General features: G+C 67.7%; 17 protein-coding genes. 5 read left to right on the forward strand and 12 right to left on the reverse strand.

The features are described from left to right. Window positions 1–20: 20 nt before the first annotated feature. Together DD559_RS06075 and DD559_RS06080 are read left to right on the forward strand one after the other, a co-directional pair. Entirely contained in the window at window positions 21–587 is a 567-nt protein-coding gene (locus DD559_RS06075; protein WP_116468394.1) for an HNH endonuclease, read from the forward strand. Window positions 588–893: 306 nt separating this feature from the next. Then, window positions 894–3,110 carry a transglycosylase domain-containing protein gene (locus DD559_RS06080; RefSeq protein ID WP_240610142.1) on the forward strand — a complete coding sequence of 739 codons (2,217 nt, stop codon included), beginning with the start codon at window positions 894–896 and terminating at the stop codon, window positions 3,108–3,110. A 6-nt stretch (window positions 3,111–3,116) separates the two neighbouring features. Here DD559_RS06080 and DD559_RS06085 read toward each other — a convergent pair whose 3' ends face one another. After that, window positions 3,117–4,115: a DUF1176 domain-containing protein gene (locus DD559_RS06085; protein WP_116468396.1), complete on the reverse strand. Its 999-nt coding sequence runs from the start codon at window positions 4,113–4,115 to the stop codon at window positions 3,117–3,119. 68 nt (window positions 4,116–4,183) lie between these two features. Here DD559_RS06085 and DD559_RS06090 point away from each other — a divergent pair, with 68 nt between their 5' ends. Next, window positions 4,184–5,053, forward strand: coding sequence for a 3-hydroxyacyl-CoA dehydrogenase NAD-binding domain-containing protein (locus DD559_RS06090; protein ID WP_116468397.1), 870 nt, complete (start codon window positions 4,184–4,186; stop codon window positions 5,051–5,053). A 43-nt stretch (window positions 5,054–5,096) separates the two neighbouring features. Here the strand turns inward: DD559_RS06090 and DD559_RS06095 are convergent, their stop codons facing one another. The 6 genes from DD559_RS06095 to lepB form a co-directional block, all read right to left on the reverse strand. After that, the gene (locus DD559_RS06095; RefSeq protein ID WP_116468398.1) at window positions 5,097–5,852 is read right to left on the reverse strand and encodes an EAL domain-containing protein; all 756 of its coding nucleotides are present in this window, start codon (window positions 5,850–5,852) and stop codon (window positions 5,097–5,099) included. Between the two features lie 145 nt (window positions 5,853–5,997). Next, a complete protein-coding gene (gene metK, locus DD559_RS06100) occupies window positions 5,998–7,209 on the reverse strand; it encodes a methionine adenosyltransferase (RefSeq protein WP_116468399.1) in 1,212 nt (403 codons plus the stop codon). Window positions 7,210–7,282: 73 nt separating this feature from the next. Beyond that, the gene (gene lnt / locus DD559_RS06105; RefSeq protein ID WP_116468400.1) at window positions 7,283–8,842 is read right to left on the reverse strand and encodes an apolipoprotein N-acyltransferase; all 1,560 of its coding nucleotides are present in this window, start codon (window positions 8,840–8,842) and stop codon (window positions 7,283–7,285) included. A 43-nt stretch (window positions 8,843–8,885) separates the two neighbouring features. Next, window positions 8,886–9,791, reverse strand: coding sequence for a GTPase Era (era, locus tag DD559_RS06110; protein WP_116468401.1), 906 nt, complete (start codon window positions 9,789–9,791; stop codon window positions 8,886–8,888). A gap of 131 nt (window positions 9,792–9,922) precedes the next feature. Further along, entirely contained in the window at window positions 9,923–10,582 is a 660-nt protein-coding gene (rnc, locus tag DD559_RS06115; RefSeq protein ID WP_116468402.1) for a ribonuclease III, read from the reverse strand. A gap of 11 nt (window positions 10,583–10,593) precedes the next feature. Further along, the gene (gene lepB / locus DD559_RS06120) at window positions 10,594–11,484 is read right to left on the reverse strand and encodes a signal peptidase I (protein WP_116468403.1); all 891 of its coding nucleotides are present in this window, start codon (window positions 11,482–11,484) and stop codon (window positions 10,594–10,596) included. Between the two features lie 105 nt (window positions 11,485–11,589). On the opposite strand from lepB, the gene pgi reads away from it, so the two are divergent. Beyond that, window positions 11,590–13,086: a glucose-6-phosphate isomerase gene (gene pgi / locus DD559_RS06125; RefSeq protein ID WP_116470749.1), complete on the forward strand. Its 1,497-nt coding sequence runs from the start codon at window positions 11,590–11,592 to the stop codon at window positions 13,084–13,086. Continuing rightward, window positions 13,083–13,385, forward strand: a complete 303-nt coding sequence (locus tag DD559_RS06130; RefSeq protein WP_116468404.1) for an alkylphosphonate utilization protein — start codon at window positions 13,083–13,085, stop codon at window positions 13,383–13,385. Before pgi ends, DD559_RS06130 begins: the two co-directional genes overlap by 4 nt. Window positions 13,386–13,470: 85 nt before the next feature. Here DD559_RS06130 and rnhB read toward each other — a convergent pair whose 3' ends face one another. From rnhB to glmM, 5 genes are read right to left on the reverse strand one after another with little or no spacing between them, the layout of a single operon-like run. Then, complete coding sequence (gene rnhB / locus DD559_RS06135) at window positions 13,471–14,097, reverse strand: ribonuclease HII (protein WP_116468405.1); 627 nt, start codon at window positions 14,095–14,097, stop codon at window positions 13,471–13,473. Then, window positions 14,090–15,250: a bifunctional hydroxymethylpyrimidine kinase/phosphomethylpyrimidine kinase gene (gene thiD / locus DD559_RS06140; RefSeq protein ID WP_116468406.1), complete on the reverse strand. Its 1,161-nt coding sequence runs from the start codon at window positions 15,248–15,250 to the stop codon at window positions 14,090–14,092. Before thiD ends, rnhB begins: the two co-directional genes overlap by 8 nt. A 4-nt stretch (window positions 15,251–15,254) precedes the next feature. Then, the gene (locus DD559_RS06145) at window positions 15,255–15,479 is read right to left on the reverse strand and encodes a DUF1272 domain-containing protein (RefSeq protein WP_116468407.1); all 225 of its coding nucleotides are present in this window, start codon (window positions 15,477–15,479) and stop codon (window positions 15,255–15,257) included. 43 nt (window positions 15,480–15,522) lie between these two features. Continuing rightward, window positions 15,523–15,807, reverse strand: coding sequence for a hypothetical protein (locus DD559_RS06150; protein WP_116468408.1), 285 nt, complete (start codon window positions 15,805–15,807; stop codon window positions 15,523–15,525). A gap of 29 nt (window positions 15,808–15,836) precedes the next feature. Continuing rightward, the gene (glmM, locus tag DD559_RS06155) at window positions 15,837–17,177 is read right to left on the reverse strand and encodes a phosphoglucosamine mutase (protein ID WP_116468409.1); all 1,341 of its coding nucleotides are present in this window, start codon (window positions 17,175–17,177) and stop codon (window positions 15,837–15,839) included. Between the last annotated feature and the right edge of the window lie 59 nt (window positions 17,178–17,236).

Here is a 17,236-nt window from a genome sequence, read left to right on the forward strand (position 1 = left end):
AATCGAGGGTGAGGGACCGCATGTACCATCCCGATCTTATACGCCATCCCGATGGGTGCCCGGCGCTCGTGCTGAACGCCGATTACACGCCACTGAGTTACTATCCCCTGAGCGTGTGGCCCTGGCAGACGGCGATAAAAGCGATCTTTCTCGAGCGTGTGGACGTCGTCTCCTATTACGAACGGGAGGTTCGAAGTCCCAGCGCGAGGCTGAAGTTGCCTTCGGTCATCGCGCTCAAACAATATGTGAAGCCTTCGCAATTCCCCGCCTTCACCCGGTTCAATCTGTTCCTTCGCGACAAGTTCGCCTGCCAATATTGCGGATCGCACCGGGATCTCACCTTCGACCACGTCATTCCCCGCGCCCAGGGCGGCCGCACCACCTGGGAAAATGTCGCCACCGCCTGCGCGCCCTGCAACCTGAAAAAGGGCGGTCGCACGCCCCATCAGGCCGGCATGCCGCTCCACATCCAGCCGATCCGGCCGACGAGCTGGCAGCTGCAGGAACATGGCCGGCGCTTCCCCCCCAACCATCTCCACGAAACCTGGCGCGACTGGCTCTATTGGGACATCGAGCTGGAGGCCTGAGCGCGGCGGGACCGGTTTTTTTCTTTCACGCGAAGGCGCGAAGACGCGAAGACGTTTTGTCGCGCAGAGGCGCGGAGGACGCAGAGGGGCGTGTAAACGCGAAGCGCAGGAAAAGAGCCGGCATCGGGGAAATGCCGCCTGTTTCGCAGGCCATTTCCCTCTGCGCTCTCCGCGCCTCTGCGCGAAACGCGTTTCCTTCTTCTTTCTTGCCTTCGCGCCATCGCGTGCAAAACCTTTGAGGACGCCTGCCCGCCAAATGCGATGTGTGTTATTGCGATAACACAGGGTATCGGCTAAAGCGGATGGATGGCGCGCGAGCCCGTTTCTCCTGACAGTCGATTCCCGTTGCGGCGCGATGGCCCCGACGATGATGTGGTGCAGCCGCAAGGCTGGCGGCCCGAAGGCCGGCGCGACAAGCGCGAGCCGATCTGGCGGCCCGGCATGGGCAGCAGCGACAGCGCCGCGCCGGCCGCGTCGTTCCGGCCGGGCCATGGCGCCGGCGGCGGCTTCGACGGTGGCGACGATCTGCCGCCCGCCGCGTCCGGCCGTAGACGCATCCGCTGGGTGCGGTGGATCGTCCGGGGCCTTGCCGTCCTGATCCTGCTGTTCATCGCCGCGGTGGCCTGGCTGGCGATCACCGCGCCGCTTTCAAAATCGCTGCGGCCGCCGGCGCCGCCTTCGATCACCCTGCTCGCCGCCGATGGCACGCCGATCGCGCGGCGGGGGGCGGTAATCGGCAAGCCGGTGGATGTCAGCAAGCTGCCGCCGCACGTCGCCCAGGCGTTCATCGCGATCGAGGACCGGCGCTTCTACAGCCATTGGGGCGTCGATCCGCGCGGCATTGCGCGCGCCTTCTACCACAACCTCAGTTCCGACGGCGGTTCGCAGGGCGGCAGCACGATCACCCAGCAGCTTGCCAAGAACGCCTTTCTCAATTCACGCCGCACCTTCGGGCGCAAGGCGCAGGAGGTGCTGATCGCCTTCTGGCTGGAAGGCTGGCTGACCAAGGACGAGATACTCTCGCGCTATCTGTCGAACGTCTATTTCGGCGATAACGTCTATGGCCTGCGCGCCGCCGCCCAGCATTATTTTTCCACGACGCCCGAGCGACTGACGTTGAGCCAGGCGACGCTGCTCGCCGGTCTCGTCAAGGCGCCGAGCCGGCTGGCGCCGACCGGCAATCTGGACGGGGCGCGCGAGCGCCAGCGGCTGGTGATCGGCGCGATGCGCGAAGCCGGCTTCATCACCGAGGCCGAGGCACGGCGGGTGCGGCCGGCGGTGCTGCACGTTCAGGATAGCGACGAGACGCTGCCGAACGGCACCTATTTCGCTGACTGGGTGCTGCCCGAGGCGCGCGATCGTGCCGGCGGCGTCGCTACCGAACAGACGGTTACGACCACGCTCGACACTCGGCTGCAGGCAGCGGCGGAGCGGGTGATCAAGGCTTCGGGCCTCGGCAAGGCGCAGGTGGCGCTGGTGGCGATGCGGACGGACGGCCGCATCGTCGCGATGGTGGGCGGGCGCAACTATGCCGCCAGCCCGTTCAACCGCGCGACCCAGGCGCGGCGCCAGCCGGGATCGGCGTTCAAGCTGTTCGTCTATCTGGCGGCACTGCGTTCGGGCATGACGCCGGATACCATCGTCGAGGACACGCCGGTGCAGATCGGCGACTGGAAGCCTTCGAACAGCGACGGCCGCTATGCGGGGCGGATCACGTTACGCCAGGCGCTGGCCAAATCGAGCAACGTCGTCGCGGCGCGGCTGATCCAGAAGCTCGGCGTCGGCCGGGTGAGCCAGGCCGCGCGCGACCTGGGGATTTCCACGCCGCTGGGCAATGATGCGTCGATCGCGCTGGGCACCTCCACGGGGTCGCTGCTCGAACTGACCGCGGCCTATGCGGCGGTCGCCAATGGCAGCTATCCGGTCCGGCCGCGCGGGCTCGACGCCGACGAATCGGCCGACGACTGGCTGGCGCGGCGCCTGGGCGGGCCGAGCCGGTTCGACGAGCGGCTGCTGGGCGACCTGCGCTCGATGCTGGAAACGGTGGTGCAATCGGGTACCGGCCGGGCGGCGGCGCTGCCGGTGCCGGCGTTCGGCAAGACCGGCACGACCCAGGATGGCCGCGACGCGCTGTTCGTCGGCTGGGCGGGCGACCTCGTCGTCGGCGTATGGATCGGCAATGACGACAATAGCCCGGTGGCGGGAGCGGCCGGCGGCGGTCTGCCTGCGCATATCTGGCGCGACTTCATGGTCCGCGCGCTGGGCCTGACCTTGCCGCCGGTGCCGGTCGAGCCGGACAATGCGACCGACGAGAACGGCATCGAGCTGGAAGACGTGCTCAACGGCGCAGGCGTGCGCGTCGACGAGGAGGGATTGCAGCTCGATCTCGGCCGCGTCCGCGAACTGGTGCCGGAGGGTGAGGCGCGCGACGCGATCCCGCGCAACGTGCGGATTCCGGTGCCGGGCAGCGATGCCGATCGCCGCCGCCGCGACGCGCGAGATGCGCCCGAGGGCGAGGAATGATCCGGCTCAGCGCCGGATGTCGGCGCGCCAGACGGTGAGCCAGTTGGTGGAGCCGCGGCATTCGTCCATCCGGTCGATCTCGGTCGCGCGGAAGCGGGTGCCGTCCCAGACATAGGTTGCGGAAACGCCGCAGTCGCCCAGCCCGCGGCCCTTGCCATAGCTGGATAGCGTGCCGGTGCCGGCATCCCAGCTGGCGTTGATGAGGGCGTCGGCAGCCGCGTTCGCACCGGGCTTGGCCGTATCGAACGCCGCAGGGCGTGCCTTGTCGCCGCGCACGATAAAGGCGGCGCTCGACAGGTTGTACGCGCCGGAACCGCAGGCGACCAGCACCAGCGTCGCACCGCCGCCCAGCGCGCCGGTTTCGGGTGCGGGCTGGGGGAAATCGGCGGAGTACTCCTCGTCGCAGCCACTCGCCTTGTTGAGCCGGGCGAGCAGGCCCGGTGGCAGCGATGCCTCGCCGTGGGACAAGGGCGCGGCGGCCACGACGGGCAGCGGCGGCGCGGGTGGTACAGCGCTCGCCGGCCTGGTGCCGCGCGCAACCAGCGCGGTGACCCCGCCGGCGCGGCCCTGCTGCGCATCCACGAAGCGCAACGCCGCCGACACGCCGGCCAGCGATAGGCTGGCGCTCTTGCCGCCTGCGGAAAGCTGCGCGCGCCGACCGTTGGCGATCGCGGTTGCGATCCCTTGGGCTTCGGCGCCGCTGAACCGCACCACGTCCTCCCGGATGCTGCCGCCGGCGATGCGCTTGCCGTCGACGGCAAGCGTCAACGTGCCCTTGCCGTCGCTACCCGGCCACAACGCAATCGTCAGCGCCCCTGCCGGACCGGGTTCGCGCACCAGCGAAAGCTCTGCACCATTGGTTTCGGTATCGCCATCTTCCGGCTGGAGCGAGGTCATCTCGCAGCGCCGGACATTGTCGCAGGCGACCGCCCAGTCGCCGAAGGTCCGGATCGGGCCGGGGGTGACCTGGGCCAGCGCGGCGGCGGAGAAGGCAAGCAACAGCATGTCGCAGATGCTAGCCGAGCGGCGCCGGCTTGCGTAGTAGGACGGCAACAGAATTGCAGGAGACGGGCATGAAGACGGTAGGCGTGATCGGTGCGGGTCAGATGGGGGCGGGGATCGCCCAGGTTGCGGCGCAGGCGGGCTATGCCGTGCTGCTGTCCGATGTCGACCAGGCCCGCGCCGAAGCCGGCAAGGCGGGGATCGGCAAGCAGCTGCATCGGGCGGTGGAGAAGGAAAAGATCACCGCCGCCGATGCCGAGGCCGCGCTCGGCCGGATCACCCCGGTCGGCGAGCTTGCCGCGATGGCCCCCTGCGACCTGGTGATCGAGGCGGCGACCGAGCGGGAGGCGATCAAGCGCCAGATCTTCGAGACGGTCGGCAAGGCGCTGGGCGGAGAGGCGATCCTCGCCAGCAACACTTCGTCGATCCCGATCACCCGTCTTGCCCAGGCGGCGCCGGATGCGGCGCGCTTCATGGGCGTACACTTCTTCAATCCGGTGCCGGTGATGGGCCTGATCGAGCTGATCCGCGGTCTTGCCACCAGCGATGCCACGGTCGCCGCGGTGGAAGCGTTTGGCCAGTCGCTGGGCAAGCGGATCGTCCATGCCAATGACGCGCCGGGCTTCATCGTCAACCGCGTGCTGATGCCGATGCTCAACGAGGCGTGCTTCGCGCTCGGCGAGGGCGTGGCAACGATCCCCGATATCGATGCGGCCTGCCAGCTGGGGCTCAACCATCCGATGGGGCCGTTCACCCTGGCGGACTTTATCGGGCTCGATACCTGCCTGGAGATCACCCGCGTGCTGTTCGAAGGCACCGGCGATCCCAAGTTCCGCCCGGCCCCGCTACTGGTGAAATATGTCGAGGCCGGCTGGTATGGCCGCAAGACCAAGCGCGGCTTCTATGACTATAGCGGCGCCGAGCCGGTGCCGACGCGCTGAGGCGGGGACGCTTCCTGCCGGCCGAGGGCAGGAAGCGTCCCCGTCACGCGTTCGCGGTGGGGCGGGTGATGCGCGATGGCGGCAGCATCCCAGCGACGGGCGGGGCGACCAGGTCGCCCTGGACGTGGAAGATGCCCCAGCTGCGCAGGCGGCGCAGGGCGGAATCGCTTTCCACGCCGTCGGCGATCACGCGCATCCCATGGTCGCGCAGCTTTGGCGTGAGTTCTTCCAGCATCAGTCGGCGCGACCAGCTATTGTCGATGCCGGTCACCAGTTCGCGATCGAGGCGCACCATTTCCGGGCGATAGCGGACGCACGGGCTGAACCCCACCGGATCGTGGCCCAGGCCGACAAAGGCGGTCAGGCTGCCGGCGCGGCGATGTCCTTCCACCAGATCGGCAAGATGCTGGCCGGGAATCTCTCCATAGCCATGGACGGCGAAGATCAGGCGCTCGGCGGGCAGCCCGGCGCGGCGGCCGGCTTCGGCGGCGGCGGCGAGCGAGGCGCCCGGCGCGGCGGCCTTGGCGGCGTGGATCGGGATCAGCAGCCGCGCATTGTTCTCGTCCAGCCCGGCCGTCATCGCGAGATGGACCGACGCGATCGCGACGCGACGATCCAGTTCGGCATGATGGGCGCGGGGCAGCTGCTCGAAAATATCGTCGCCGTCTTCTCCGTCGGTGCTGCGCAGCATCGCTTCATAGGCGAAGACGCGACCGACGGCGATGTCGTAGATCGGGCGGAAGGCGATGTGCAGGCCACGCCGGCTTGCCGGCTGCAAGTCCTCCTGGTCGAGAACCATCCAATGCTCCCTGTTAGACCGCGTTAACCATGTGCGGCTCTGAGAAGTCTTATAGGGGATGGTACGGAGCCGCGGTGCAGCCGGTACGAAAAAGCCCCGCGCGGCAGGGGCCGGCGGGGCTGTTTCCGTGGTTTGGGAGAACCGATCAGGCGGCGAGCGCGGCCTTCAGGTCCTCGACCAGGTCGGTACGCTCCCAGGGGAAGAAATCGCCCTCGGGCTTGCGGCCGAAGTGACCATAGGCCGCGGTCGGCTGGTAGATCGGCTTGTTGAGGCCCAGGTGGGTGCGGATGCCGCGCGGGGTGAGGCCGCCCAGCTTCTCGATGCCCTGGATCGCCTGCTCGATCTTGTCGTCGCCGACGGTGCCGGTGCCGTGCGTGTCGACATAGAGCGACAGCGGCTTGGACACGCCGATCGCATAGGCGAGCTGGATCGTGCAGCGCTTGGCGAGGCCGGCCGCGACGATGTTCTTCGCCAGATAGCGGGTGATGTACGCCGCCGAACGGTCGACCTTGGTCGGATCCTTGCCGCTGAACGCGCCGCCGCCATGGGGCGAAGCGCCGCCATAGGTGTCGACGATGATCTTGCGGCCGGTGAGGCCCGCATCACCGTCCGGACCGCCGATTTCGAACGAGCCGGTCGGGTTGATGTGATATTCGGTCGCGTCCGAAAGCAGCTCGGCCGGGAGCAGGTCGGCAACGACCTTCTTCACATAGGCGTGGAGCTCGGCTTCCTTCTCGCCCTGGTCATAGCCCGGGGCGTGCTGGGTCGAGACGACGATGGCGGTGGCGGCGACCGGCTTGCCGTTCTCGAAGCGCAGCGTGACCTGGCTCTTGGCGTCCGGCTCGAGGAACGGCGCCGCGCCCGAATGGCGGTCGGCGGCCATGCGCTCGAGGATCTTGTGGCTGTAGTCGAGCGTCGCCGGCATCAGGTCCGGGGTCTCGTCGCAGGCGAAGCCGAACATGATGCCCTGGTCGCCGGCGCCTTCGTCCTTGTTGCCGCTCGCGTCCACGCCCTGCGCGATGTGCGCCGACTGGCCGTGCAGGTTGTTCTCGAAGCGGAAGGTCTGCCAGTGGAAGCCCGACTGCTCATAGCCGATGCGCTTCACCGTCTCGCGGACGGTCTTCTCGATCTCTTCCTGCGCGCCCGGGGCCCAGGCGCCGTTCTCGTACACGCCCTTGCAGCGGATTTCGCCGGCCAGGACGACCAGCTGGGTGGTGGTCAGCGTCTCGCAGGCGATACGCGCTTCGGGATCCTTCGACAGGAACAGGTCGACGATCGAGTCGGAAATCTGGTCGGCGACCTTGTCGGGATGGCCTTCGGAGACGGACTCGGACGTGAAGAGATAGTTGGAACGCATGAAAATTCCTCGTTTAGGGAAGGGCAGCCGGGCCGTTGCCATGCCCATATAAAGCTTTCCTTATATCAACTCCCTAACGAGCCCATCGCCGATTGGCAATCGCGAACAATCCTGCAAGCGCCGCGACGATCAGCACCATCCAGTTGCCGACGCGGGAGAACAGCGTAGGCGGCAATGGGCGGGGGAGCGGCAAGCGGATCGCACCAGCCTGACCCGGTGGGATCGTGCCGAGCAGCCGGCCATGCCCGTCGATCAGGGCAGAGATGCCGGTGGGCGTGGAACGCAGGATCGGCAGGCCTTCCTCGATCGCGCGCAGCCGGGCCTGCGCCAGATGCTGGGGCGGTCCCCAGCGGCCGAACCAGGCGTCGTTCGACGGATTGAACAGGAAGTCCGGCCGGTGCGCCTCGTCCACCACCTGGCCGGAGAAGATGATCTCGTAGCAGATCTGGATACCGGCATTGCCGAAGCCGGACAGGGCGAGCGCGCGGGGGCCGGGGCCGGGCACATAATCGATGTCCCCCATCACCAGACGCGCGAGGCCGAGCGGCGCCAGCAGCGTGCGCATCGGCAGATATTCGCCGTACGGCACCAGGTGCGCCTTGTCGTAGCGGCCGCCGAGCATCCCGTCCGGATCGAGTGCCCAGACCGAATTGCCGATGCTCTGAATGGAGTCGTTGCGATCGAAACGGGCAGCGGTGCCGCCGATCAGGGCGCGGTCATAGGGGCCGAGCACCGCCGCGATCCGCGCGCGGACGAGGCGGGGATCCTGACGATACCATGGCGGAGGATAGCCCTCCTCGACAAAGTAATCGACCATGCCCTCCGGCCAGACGACGAGACGCGGCAGCGGACCGGGCTTGCCGCTGAGATCGATCATGCGGGTGAGCAGATATTCGGCATAATCGGGGCGGCCGACCGCGTCCTGGCCGATATTCGGCTGGACGATCACCACTTCCGTGCCGCTTGCGGTGCTGATGCAGGGAATGCGATCGCAGCGATCGGACCAGCCGAGGTTCAGGGCCAGGAGCGCGATGGCGGCGACGGCCAGCGCGCGATACTGGCGCTGGGTCGCCAGATAGAGCGTGCCCGCCAGCGCAAGGGTGACGCCGGACAGCGCATAGGTGCCGATCAGCGTGGCGAGATTGCGCACCCCCGGCACCGGCACCCAGACCACGCCGAGCGGGTTCCACGGATAGCCGGTGAACAGCACGCCACGCAGCCATTCGGTGACGATCCAGGCGGCGGCACCGGCAAGGACATAGCCTAGATCGGGCTCGATCCAGCCGGACCGCGCCTTTACCTTGCGCGCGAACGCCCAGGCCGCCGCCATCGCCAAGGCAGGGTAGACGGCCAGATAGACTGCCAGCAGCACAACGGCGAGATAGCCGAGCGCAGGGGGCATCTTGTCCTGAAAGTCGAAGGCGTGCTGGATCCAGTTGTCGCCCAGCGTGAAATGGCCGAGCCCGAACAGCCACCCCCGCAGCAGTGCCCCGCGCAGGCCGGGCGCGCGATAGACCAGCGCGAACAGGCCGGCGAAGCACAACAATGTCAGCGGCCACCATTGCAACGGCGCGAAGCCGGTGGCGGAGGCGAAGCCGAGGATCAGCGAAGCGAGCAGGGGACGGCGGAACATCGCGGGCGTGCGTACACGAAGCAGGCCCGCGACGGAACGCCGATCAATCGACCCAGTCGAGCCCGATCTCGCGATAGAGGCTGCGATCCTCTTCCCATTTCGGGTTCACCTTCACGTGCAAGTAAAGGTGCACCGGCACGCCCATGATCCGCGACAGCTCCGCACGGGCGCGGGCGCCGATTTCCTTGATGCGGGCACCGCCCTTGCCGAGCACGATCGCGCGCTGGGTATCGCGGGCCACGAGGATCTGCTGGTGGATCTCGACCGATCCGTCCTGGCGCTCGCTATACTTCTCTGTCTCGACCGCGCTGGCATAGGGCAGTTCGGCATGGAGCTGGAGATAGAGCTGTTCGCGCGTCACTTCGGCCGCGATCATCCGCTCGGTGGCGTCGGAGACCTGGTCTTCCGGGAAGTGCCAGGGGCCGGCGGGCATCGCGCCGGCCAGCGCAGCCTTCAGTTCGGGCAGTCCGTCGCCGGTGTGTGCGGAGACGAAATAGGTCTCGTCGAACGCCAGCGCCTCGTTAAGCTTGGCGGCATGGCCGAGCAGGCGCGGCTTGTCAGCAATGTCGACCTTGTTGAGGATCAGCACCTTGCGCTCGGGACGGTTGCGCAGGCTGTTGATGATCGCATGGACCTTGGGGCCTATCCCGCCCTTGGCATCGACGACCAGTGCGATCAGATCCGCGCCCTCCGCGCCTTCCCAGGCGGCGGCGACCATCGCGCGATCCAGCCGGCGTTCGGGGGTGAAGATGCCTGGCGTATCGACGAGGAGCAACTGCGCGTCGCCTTCGATGGCGATGCCCATCAGCCGGGCACGCGTCGTCTGCGCCTTGGGGCTGACGATGGCGACCTTTTGGCCGACCAGCGCATTCACGAGCGTGGACTTGCCGGCATTGGGTGCGCCGACGATCGCGACGACGCCGCAGGATTGGGAAGTGGGTTCGGTCATGGGGTCCGATTGTAGAGGGGAATGGGGATGGGGGCGAGGGGGCGCAGGGATCGCAGAACCGCGGTCGGTCTCGGTGAGACACTGCCCGATCCCAACCCCGCATCGGGTGAAGGGGAGGGGCTAAGAAAAGCCTAGGAACCGCCCAGCTTCGCCAGCAGCGCGGCGGCGGCGGCGGTTTCGGCTTCCTGCTTGTTGCTGCCTTCGGCCGAGGCTTCGGCGAGCTTGCCGACCGACACCTTCACCGTAAAGCGCGGGGCATGGTTCGGCCCCGAGCGATCGACCACTTCATATTCGGGCGGGCGGCGGTTGCGGGCGGCGGCCCATTCCTGCAGCGCCGACTTGGGATGCTTGGGGGCCTTGGCATGGGCGTCGATCCGTTCGCCCCAGGCGGCGCGGACGAATTTGCGCACCGCATCGAGGCCGGCTTCGCGGTAGAACGCGCCGATCAGCGCCTCCATCACATCGCCCAGCACATTATCGCTGTCCGCGGCACCGTCGTCGCGGGCCTGCTTGCCCAGGCGGAGGAACGGCACGACGCCCAGTTCGCGCGCGACATCGGCGCAGACCGGGCCGGTGACGAGCGCGTTCAGCCGGCGCGAAAGCGCGCCTTCGGGTTCTTCCGGGAAGCGTTCGAACAGCCATTCGGCGACGATCAGGCCCAGCACCCGATCGCCGAGAAACTCCAGCCGCTGATAATTGCCGGCGGCCTGGCTGCCATGGGTAAGTGCACGTTCGAACGCGGCGAGCTCTTGTGCCGGGCGACCGAAGGTCCGCTCGACCCAGCCGCCCAATCCGTTCGTACTCAGAAGCCTTCTCCGATCCGGTTCCAGCGCGCGGCGGTTACCCAGGTCCAGGGCAGGAACCAGTTGGCGCTGCCATCGGTGGACCAGAAGTTCACCACCGCCTTGCCTTCGATATTCTCGATCGGCACGAAGCCGATGCCGTTGCCATAGGGCGGCTGGGGGAAGCGGCTGTCGGTGGAATTGTCGCGATTGTCGCCCATCAGGAAGACATGGCCGGCGGGCACGGTGAAGACCTGGGTGTTGTCCTGGTCCAGCATTGCCAGATCGAGCACGTTATAGGTCTTGCCGTTCGGCAGGGTTTCGCGGAAGCGCGGCATCCGGCAGACGAGCGTGCCATCGGGCTGTTGCCGCACCATCGAGGGCGCGCAGCCGCGACCCTGGGTTTCCGCGCTGGCGACCGGATAGTTGGGCGAGATCGGCAACACGAAATCGGCGATGCGCTGCTTCGGCACCGGCTTGCCGTTCAGGATCACCTGGCCGTTCACCATCTCGATCGTGTCGCCGGGCAGGCCGATGACGCGCTTGATCCAGTCCTCGCCATTATGGTTGGGGGCCTTGAACACCACCACGTCGCCGCGCGCCGGCGTGCCGGGGAAGATGCGGCCCGGGATCAGCGGCAGGCTCCACGGCAGCGAGTGCTTGGAATAGCCGTAGTTCCATTTGGTGATGAACAGATAGTCGCCGATCAGCAGCCGCGGCAGCATGGATTCGCTCGGAATGCTGAACGGCGAGAAGATGAAGCTGCGCACGATGAACACGATCAGCGCGAGCTTCAGCAGGAAGGTGGCTAGGTCGCGCCATTCCGACTTCGGCTTTTCCGGTTTCGCGGCAGGCGCTTGCGCAGTTTCGGGGCGCGTGGCGCCGGGTTCGGTGGAGGCGGGCGTTTCCATGGGCACTGCTCTGCTAGGGCACGGCGGGGAGGTCAAGCGGTGGAATGAGGCTGGAACGCGCCGGTGCGGGACGATAGGGGGACGCCTGCCACCAAGGAGATGAACATGGCCTTGCCCGACTGGACGCCGATCCAATCCCTGCCCGCTGCGAAACTGACCGACCTGTTCGCCGCCGACGCCGAGCGGCTGTCGCGGCTGAGCGTCGATGTCGCCGGCATCCATTTCGACTGGTCCAAGACACACCTGACCGCCGAGGCGGTGTCCGCCTTCGCCGCGCTGGCGCAGCAGATGGATTTCGCCGCCAAGCGCGACGCGCTGTTCGCAGGCGAGGTGGTCAACGTGACCGAAGGCCGCGCCGCCGAGCATACCGCCGAGCGCTATGAAGGCGCGCCCGAGAGCGTCGCCCGCGCCCGCAGCCAGCACGAGCGGATGCGCGCGCTGATCGACGCGATCGAGGCCGAGGCGCTGGGCCCGATCCGCCACATCCTCCATATCGGTATCGGCGGCTCGGCGCTGGGGCCGGACCTGCTGGTCGACGCGCTGGGCCGCGACATGGACCGCTATGACGTGGCGATCGTCTCCAATGTCGACGGCGTGGCGCTGGAAGACGCGATGGATGCGTTCGATCCCCAGGCGACGCTGCTGGTGATCGCGAGCAAGACCTTCACCACCACCGAGACGATGCTCAACGCCCAGAGCGCGCTCGCCTGGATGGCCGAGGGCGGGGTCGAGGATCCCTATGGCCAGGTTGTCGCGCTGACCGCCTCGCCCGAAAAGGCGGTGGAATGGGGTGTCGACGAAACGCGCGTGCTGCCGTTCTTCGAGAGCGTCGGCGGGCGCTATTCGCTCTGGTCGTCGATCGGCTTCCCGGCGGCGCTGGCGCTGGGCTGGGACGCATTCGAGGAACTGCTGGAAGGCGCGGCCGAGATGGACCGCCACTTCCGCCTGACCGATCTGGCGCAGAACGCGCCCGCGCTCGCGGCCTTCGCGGACCTCTATTACACCCAGGCGCGCGGCTGCGAGACCCGCGCGACCTTCGCCTATGACGAGCGGCTGAAGCTGCTGCCGAGCTATCTCCAGCAGCTGGAGATGGAATCGAACGGCAAGCGCGTCACCGCCGAGGGCGAAGCGGTGACCTATCCGACTGCTGCGATCACCTGGGGCGGGGTGGGCACCGATGCGCAGCATGCGGTGTTCCAGCTGCTCCACCAGGGCACGCACCTGGTGCCGCTCGAGTTCGTCGGTGTGATCGAGGCGGGCGATGCACTTGCCGAGGGGCATCATCGCCAGCTGCTGCTCAACATGTTCGCGCAGGGTGCGGCGCTGATGGCCGGCAAGGGGCATGAAGACCCCGCGCGCAGCTATCCGGGCGACCGGCCGAGCGCGACGCTGCTGCTCGACGCTGTCGATCCGCGCACGCTGGGCGCGCTGATCGCCTTTTACGAGCACCGGGTGTTCGTGAACGCGGTGCTGCTCGGCATCAACCCGTTCGACCAGTTCGGCGTCGAACTGGGCAAGGAAATGGCCAAGGCGGCCGACAAGGGCGGGCTCGAATTCGATCCCTCCACCAACGACCTGATTCAAAGGGCATTTGGCGCATGAGCGACGAAGAATATGTGTATGACGAGGCGAGCGGGGAGTGGATCCCCGCCGCCGAGGCCGCGGCCAAGGCGGCCGCTGCGGACACCGTGGAAGTGCGCGACTCGGTCGGCAACCTCCTCCAGGACGGCGATCAGGTAACGCTGATCAAGGACCTGACCGTGAAGGGCGCCGGCCAGACGCTGAAGCGCGGCACGCTGATCAAGTCGATCCGCCTGACCGGCGACGCGCAGGAGATCGACTGCAAGTTCGACGGGATCAAAGGCCTGGTGCTGCGGGCGGAGTTCGTCCGCAAGCGGTAACGGCCATGGCGTGCGGCGCGTCCTCCCCATTCCCGGGAGGGCTGCCGTCGTGCGCTAGACGGGAGGTGCAACGGTCTTCAGGCCGTCACGCCGCCGCGATCGGCCCGAAATCGAGATGCGCCTGCGCCACCGGTGCGAAGCTGCGGCGGTGGTGCGGCGTCGGACCCAGCCGGCGCAGCGCCTCTTGGTGCGCCTTGCCACCATAGCCCTTATTCGACGCCCAGCCATAGCCGGGGAACTGCGCATCCAGTTCCACCATCATGCAATCGCGGCGATGCTTGGCGACGATCGAGGCCGCCGCGATCGACAGACACAGCGCGTCGCCGCTGACCACCGCCTCGCTGCGATGGTGCCATTTCGGGCACCGATTGCCATCGACCAGCACGAAGGCGGGCGGGAAGCCGAGCGCCTCCACCGCGCGCGTCATCGCCAGCATCGTCGCCCAGAGGATGTTGAGCCGATCGATCTCCTCGACGCTGGCGATGCCCACCCCCACCTTCGCACAGGCCAGCAGTTCCTCGCACAGCCGGGCGCGCTTCGCGGCAGTCAGCGCCTTCGAATCGTTGATCCCCTCCGGAATGCAGTCCGGATCCAGCACCACCGCTGCGGCAACCACCGGTCCGGCGAGCGGGCCGCGCCCCGCCTCGTCCACCCCGGCGACCGGGCCGGCATGGAGCTGCAAGTAACGGGTTTCGTAGCTAAGGTCAGGCATCGTCCTCGATCCGCCATGGCGGAAAGCGGCGCATCTCGCCAGCCTGATAGAGACGGATGGCGTTACCGGCAGGATCGCGAAGCCGTGCCTCGCGCCAGCCCCATTTCTCGTCCCGGGGCTCCTGCTCGAAGCGGAAGCCCTGCTGCTGCAGATAGGCGACCGTCACGTCGAGGTCGCCGCATTCGAAATAGACGACCGGGGCGGTATACGCCTCATCGGTGGCGATCGAGAAGGTCGCGCCGCCTTCCGTCTCGAACCGGGCATAGCGGGGCGAGGCGCGCACCACCTGCCGCAGCCCGAGCAGCCGGTAGAAGCGCTCGCTGGCGGCCAAGTCCTTGGCCGGCACCGTCACCTGATTCAGCATCGGCTCGAAGAAGCTCATGTTGAGATCGAGCCGCACTGCCTGTTGCGCCATCGGGCCATGGCCGCGGCCCAGCCCCTCGGCCTCGCGCATCGCGATCCGCACGAAGCGGCGGGCACGGCTCACCGCCTCTGGCAGATCCCATTCGCAGGCGAGCCCGCAGGCGATGGCGGAGGCGAGCGTGCAGCCGGTGCCGTGATCGTTCTCGGTATCGATCTTGGGATCGCGCCATTCGATCTGCGGCGGATCCTCGGGATCGGCCGAATAAAGCGTGTCGACCACCTCGGGGCCGGTGCCGTGCCCGCCCTTCACCAGCACCGCGCAGCGATGCGCCGCGACGATCTCCTGCGGATCGTGGCCCAGCGCTTCCAGCTCGGGCAGGTTGGGCGTGATCACCGTCGCGCGGTCCATCAGCCGTTCGAACGCGGCGATGGTCGCCTCGTCGGCGAGGCGGGCGCCGCTGGTCGAGATCATCACCGGATCGAACACCACCGGCACGCCGGGCAGCTCGGCCAGCCGCTCGGCCACCGCGAGTGCGGTGCGGGCGGAGCCGATCATGCCGATCTTCACCGCATCGACACCGATGTCGCGCACGACCGAGTCGATCTGCGCGAGAACCATGTCGGTCGGCACCGGATGCACCGCCTGCACGCCCACCGTGTTCTGCGCGGTGATGGCCGTGATCGCGGTCATGGCATGGCCGCCGAGCATGGTGACGGTCTTGATGTCGGCCTGGATCCCGGCGCCGCCGCCGGAATCCGAGCCTGCGATGATCAGCACGCGTGCGCCCATGGCCCTATCCCTTGTGCTTGCGCTCGGTGGATGCCGGATGTCGCTTCAGCGCGTCGCCTACGCGGGCAGGACGATCGAGCAACTCGCCGCCGCAATTGGGGCAGCGCTCGTCCATGTCGTCGGCGCATTCGGCGCAGAAGGTGCATTCGAACGAGCAGATGAACGCACCGCCGGTATCGGCGGGGAGGTCGACGCCGCAGCGTTCGCAATCAGGCCGCATTTCCAGCATCGCGCAATCTTCTAGTCTCCTTGCCGCGCGAGGCAAGCGCCGCTCAGTGCGGTGGGTTGAAGGCAACGATCAGCACCGCGATCAGCAGCGCCGCCAGACCGCACAGAAAAGCCTTGTCGGCGATGTCTTCCGTCCGCGTCGCCTCGGGCGAACGGATCGCGAGATAGGAGAGCAGGCAGCTGATGGCGAAGAACAGGCACGCGCCCATGGCCACCTCGTCCGCGATCGTCTGATCGGCGACCTTGGTAAGCTTGAGGCCGGTGATGATGAGCAGCGCGATGCCGAGCAGGTTCGACGCGGCGCCCAGGATGTGGGGAGAGCGATCCATGACGCTACGCTTCGGCGACGCCCGGCCGATCACCCCGCCGCAACGCGCACCGCATCACACACACGATCGACCACCGCTTCCACCTGCGCCTTGTCGTCGCCTTCCGCCATCACGCGGATCACCGGCTCGGTGCCGGACGCGCGAATCACCAGCCTGCCTCGGCCCTTCAACTCGGCCTCGGCGCCCGCGATCACATCCTTGACGCGTTCGTCCTCGAGCGGCCTGCCGCCAGCGAAGCGGACGTTCTTCAAAAGCTGCGGTAGCGGCTCGAAGCGGTGCAGCACCTCGCTCGCCGGGGCCCCTGCCCGGACGATCTCGGCCAGCACCTGCAGCGCCGCGACCAGCCCGTCGCCGGTGGTCGCATAGTCGGAGAGGATGATGTGTCCGCTCTGCTCGCCGCCGACATTGTAGCCGGAGCCGCGCATCTTCTCGAGCACATAGCGATCACCCACCTTGGTGCGCACCAGCCCCAGCCCCTGCGCGGCGAGATGCCGCTCGAGCCCGAGATTGGACATGACGGTCGCGACCAGCCCGCCGCCGGCAAGCTTGCCCTGCCGCGCCCAGCCGGTGGCGATCAGCGCCATCAGCTGGTCGCCGTCGATCACCGTGCCGGTCTCATCGACCACGATCAGCCGGTCGGCATCGCCGTCGAGCGCGATGCCCAGCGCCGCGCCGGAGCCGACCACCGTCTCGCACAGCACCTGCGGCGCGGTCGAGCCGACGCCGTCATTGATGTTCTTGCCGTTGGGGGAAACGCCGATCGAGACGACTTCCGCTCCCAGTTCCCACAGTGCCGAGGGGGCGACCTGATAGGCGGCGCCATTGGCGCAATCGACCACCACTTTCAGGCCATCGAGCGTCAGATCGGAGGGGAAGGTGGATTTGGCGAAGTGGATATAGCGGCCGCGCGCGTCCTCGACGCGGCGGGCCCGGCCGATCGCGGCGGAGGGCGCCAGCGCGACCTCGCCGTCGATCAGCGCCTCGATCGCTTCCTCATCGGCGTCGGAGAGCTTGTAGCCGTCCGGGCCGAACAGCTTGATGCCATTGTCGAAATAGGGGTTGTGGCTGGCCGAGATCATCACGCCGAGATCGGCGCGCATCGAATGGGTGAGCATCGCCACGGCGGGTGTCGGCATCGGGCCGACCAGCACCACGTCCATGCCGACGCTGGTGAAGCCGGCAACCATGGCATTTTCCAGCATATAGCCGGAAAGCCTTGTGTCCTTGCCGATCACCACGCGGTGGCGATGGTCGCCCCGGCGGAAATGCGCGCCGGCGGCCATGCCCACCTTCATCGCCATCGCCGCCGTCATCGGGGAGAGGTTGGTCGCGCCGCGGATGCCGTCGGTGCCGAAATATTTTCTTGCCATGCGGTTCGTTCTCGCGCCCTTGTCGCGTTGTGAGCGTGCTGTGATAGCGGCGAAAACCT

Source organism: Sphingomonas pokkalii (assembly GCF_003096275.1).
GTDB classification, from domain to species: domain Bacteria; phylum Pseudomonadota; class Alphaproteobacteria; order Sphingomonadales; family Sphingomonadaceae; genus Sphingomonas; species Sphingomonas pokkalii.

Bases quoted from the DNA above. Each gene is read 5' to 3' on its own strand.
- DD559_RS06075 (WP_116468394.1), top strand. From the start codon at position 21: ATGTACCATCCCGATCTTATACGCCATCCCGATGGGTGCCCGGCGCTC.
- DD559_RS06080 (WP_240610142.1), top strand. From the start codon at position 894: ATGGCGCGCGAGCCCGTTTCTCCTGACAGTCGATTCCCGTTGCGGCGC.
- DD559_RS06085 (WP_116468396.1), bottom strand. From the start codon at position 4,115: ATGCTGTTGCTTGCCTTCTCCGCCGCCGCGCTGGCCCAGGTCACCCCC.
- DD559_RS06090 (WP_116468397.1), top strand. From the start codon at position 4,184: ATGAAGACGGTAGGCGTGATCGGTGCGGGTCAGATGGGGGCGGGGATC.
- DD559_RS06095 (WP_116468398.1), bottom strand. From the start codon at position 5,852: ATGGTTCTCGACCAGGAGGACTTGCAGCCGGCAAGCCGGCGTGGCCTG.
- metK (WP_116468399.1), bottom strand. From the start codon at position 7,209: ATGCGTTCCAACTATCTCTTCACGTCCGAGTCCGTCTCCGAAGGCCAT.
- lnt (WP_116468400.1), bottom strand. From the start codon at position 8,842: ATGTTCCGCCGTCCCCTGCTCGCTTCGCTGATCCTCGGCTTCGCCTCC.
- era (WP_116468401.1), bottom strand. From the start codon at position 9,791: ATGACCGAACCCACTTCCCAATCCTGCGGCGTCGTCGCGATCGTCGGC.
- lepB (WP_116468403.1), bottom strand. From the start codon at position 11,484: ATGGAAACGCCCGCCTCCACCGAACCCGGCGCCACGCGCCCCGAAACT.
- pgi (WP_116470749.1), top strand. From the start codon at position 11,590: ATGGCCTTGCCCGACTGGACGCCGATCCAATCCCTGCCCGCTGCGAAA.
- DD559_RS06130 (WP_116468404.1), top strand. From the start codon at position 13,083: ATGAGCGACGAAGAATATGTGTATGACGAGGCGAGCGGGGAGTGGATC.
- rnhB (WP_116468405.1), bottom strand. From the start codon at position 14,097: ATGCCTGACCTTAGCTACGAAACCCGTTACTTGCAGCTCCATGCCGGC.
- thiD (WP_116468406.1), bottom strand. From the start codon at position 15,250: ATGGGCGCACGCGTGCTGATCATCGCAGGCTCGGATTCCGGCGGCGGC.
- DD559_RS06145 (WP_116468407.1), bottom strand. From the start codon at position 15,479: ATGCTGGAAATGCGGCCTGATTGCGAACGCTGCGGCGTCGACCTCCCC.
- DD559_RS06150 (WP_116468408.1), bottom strand. From the start codon at position 15,807: ATGGATCGCTCTCCCCACATCCTGGGCGCCGCGTCGAACCTGCTCGGC.
- glmM (WP_116468409.1), bottom strand. From the start codon at position 17,177: ATGGCAAGAAAATATTTCGGCACCGACGGCATCCGCGGCGCGACCAAC.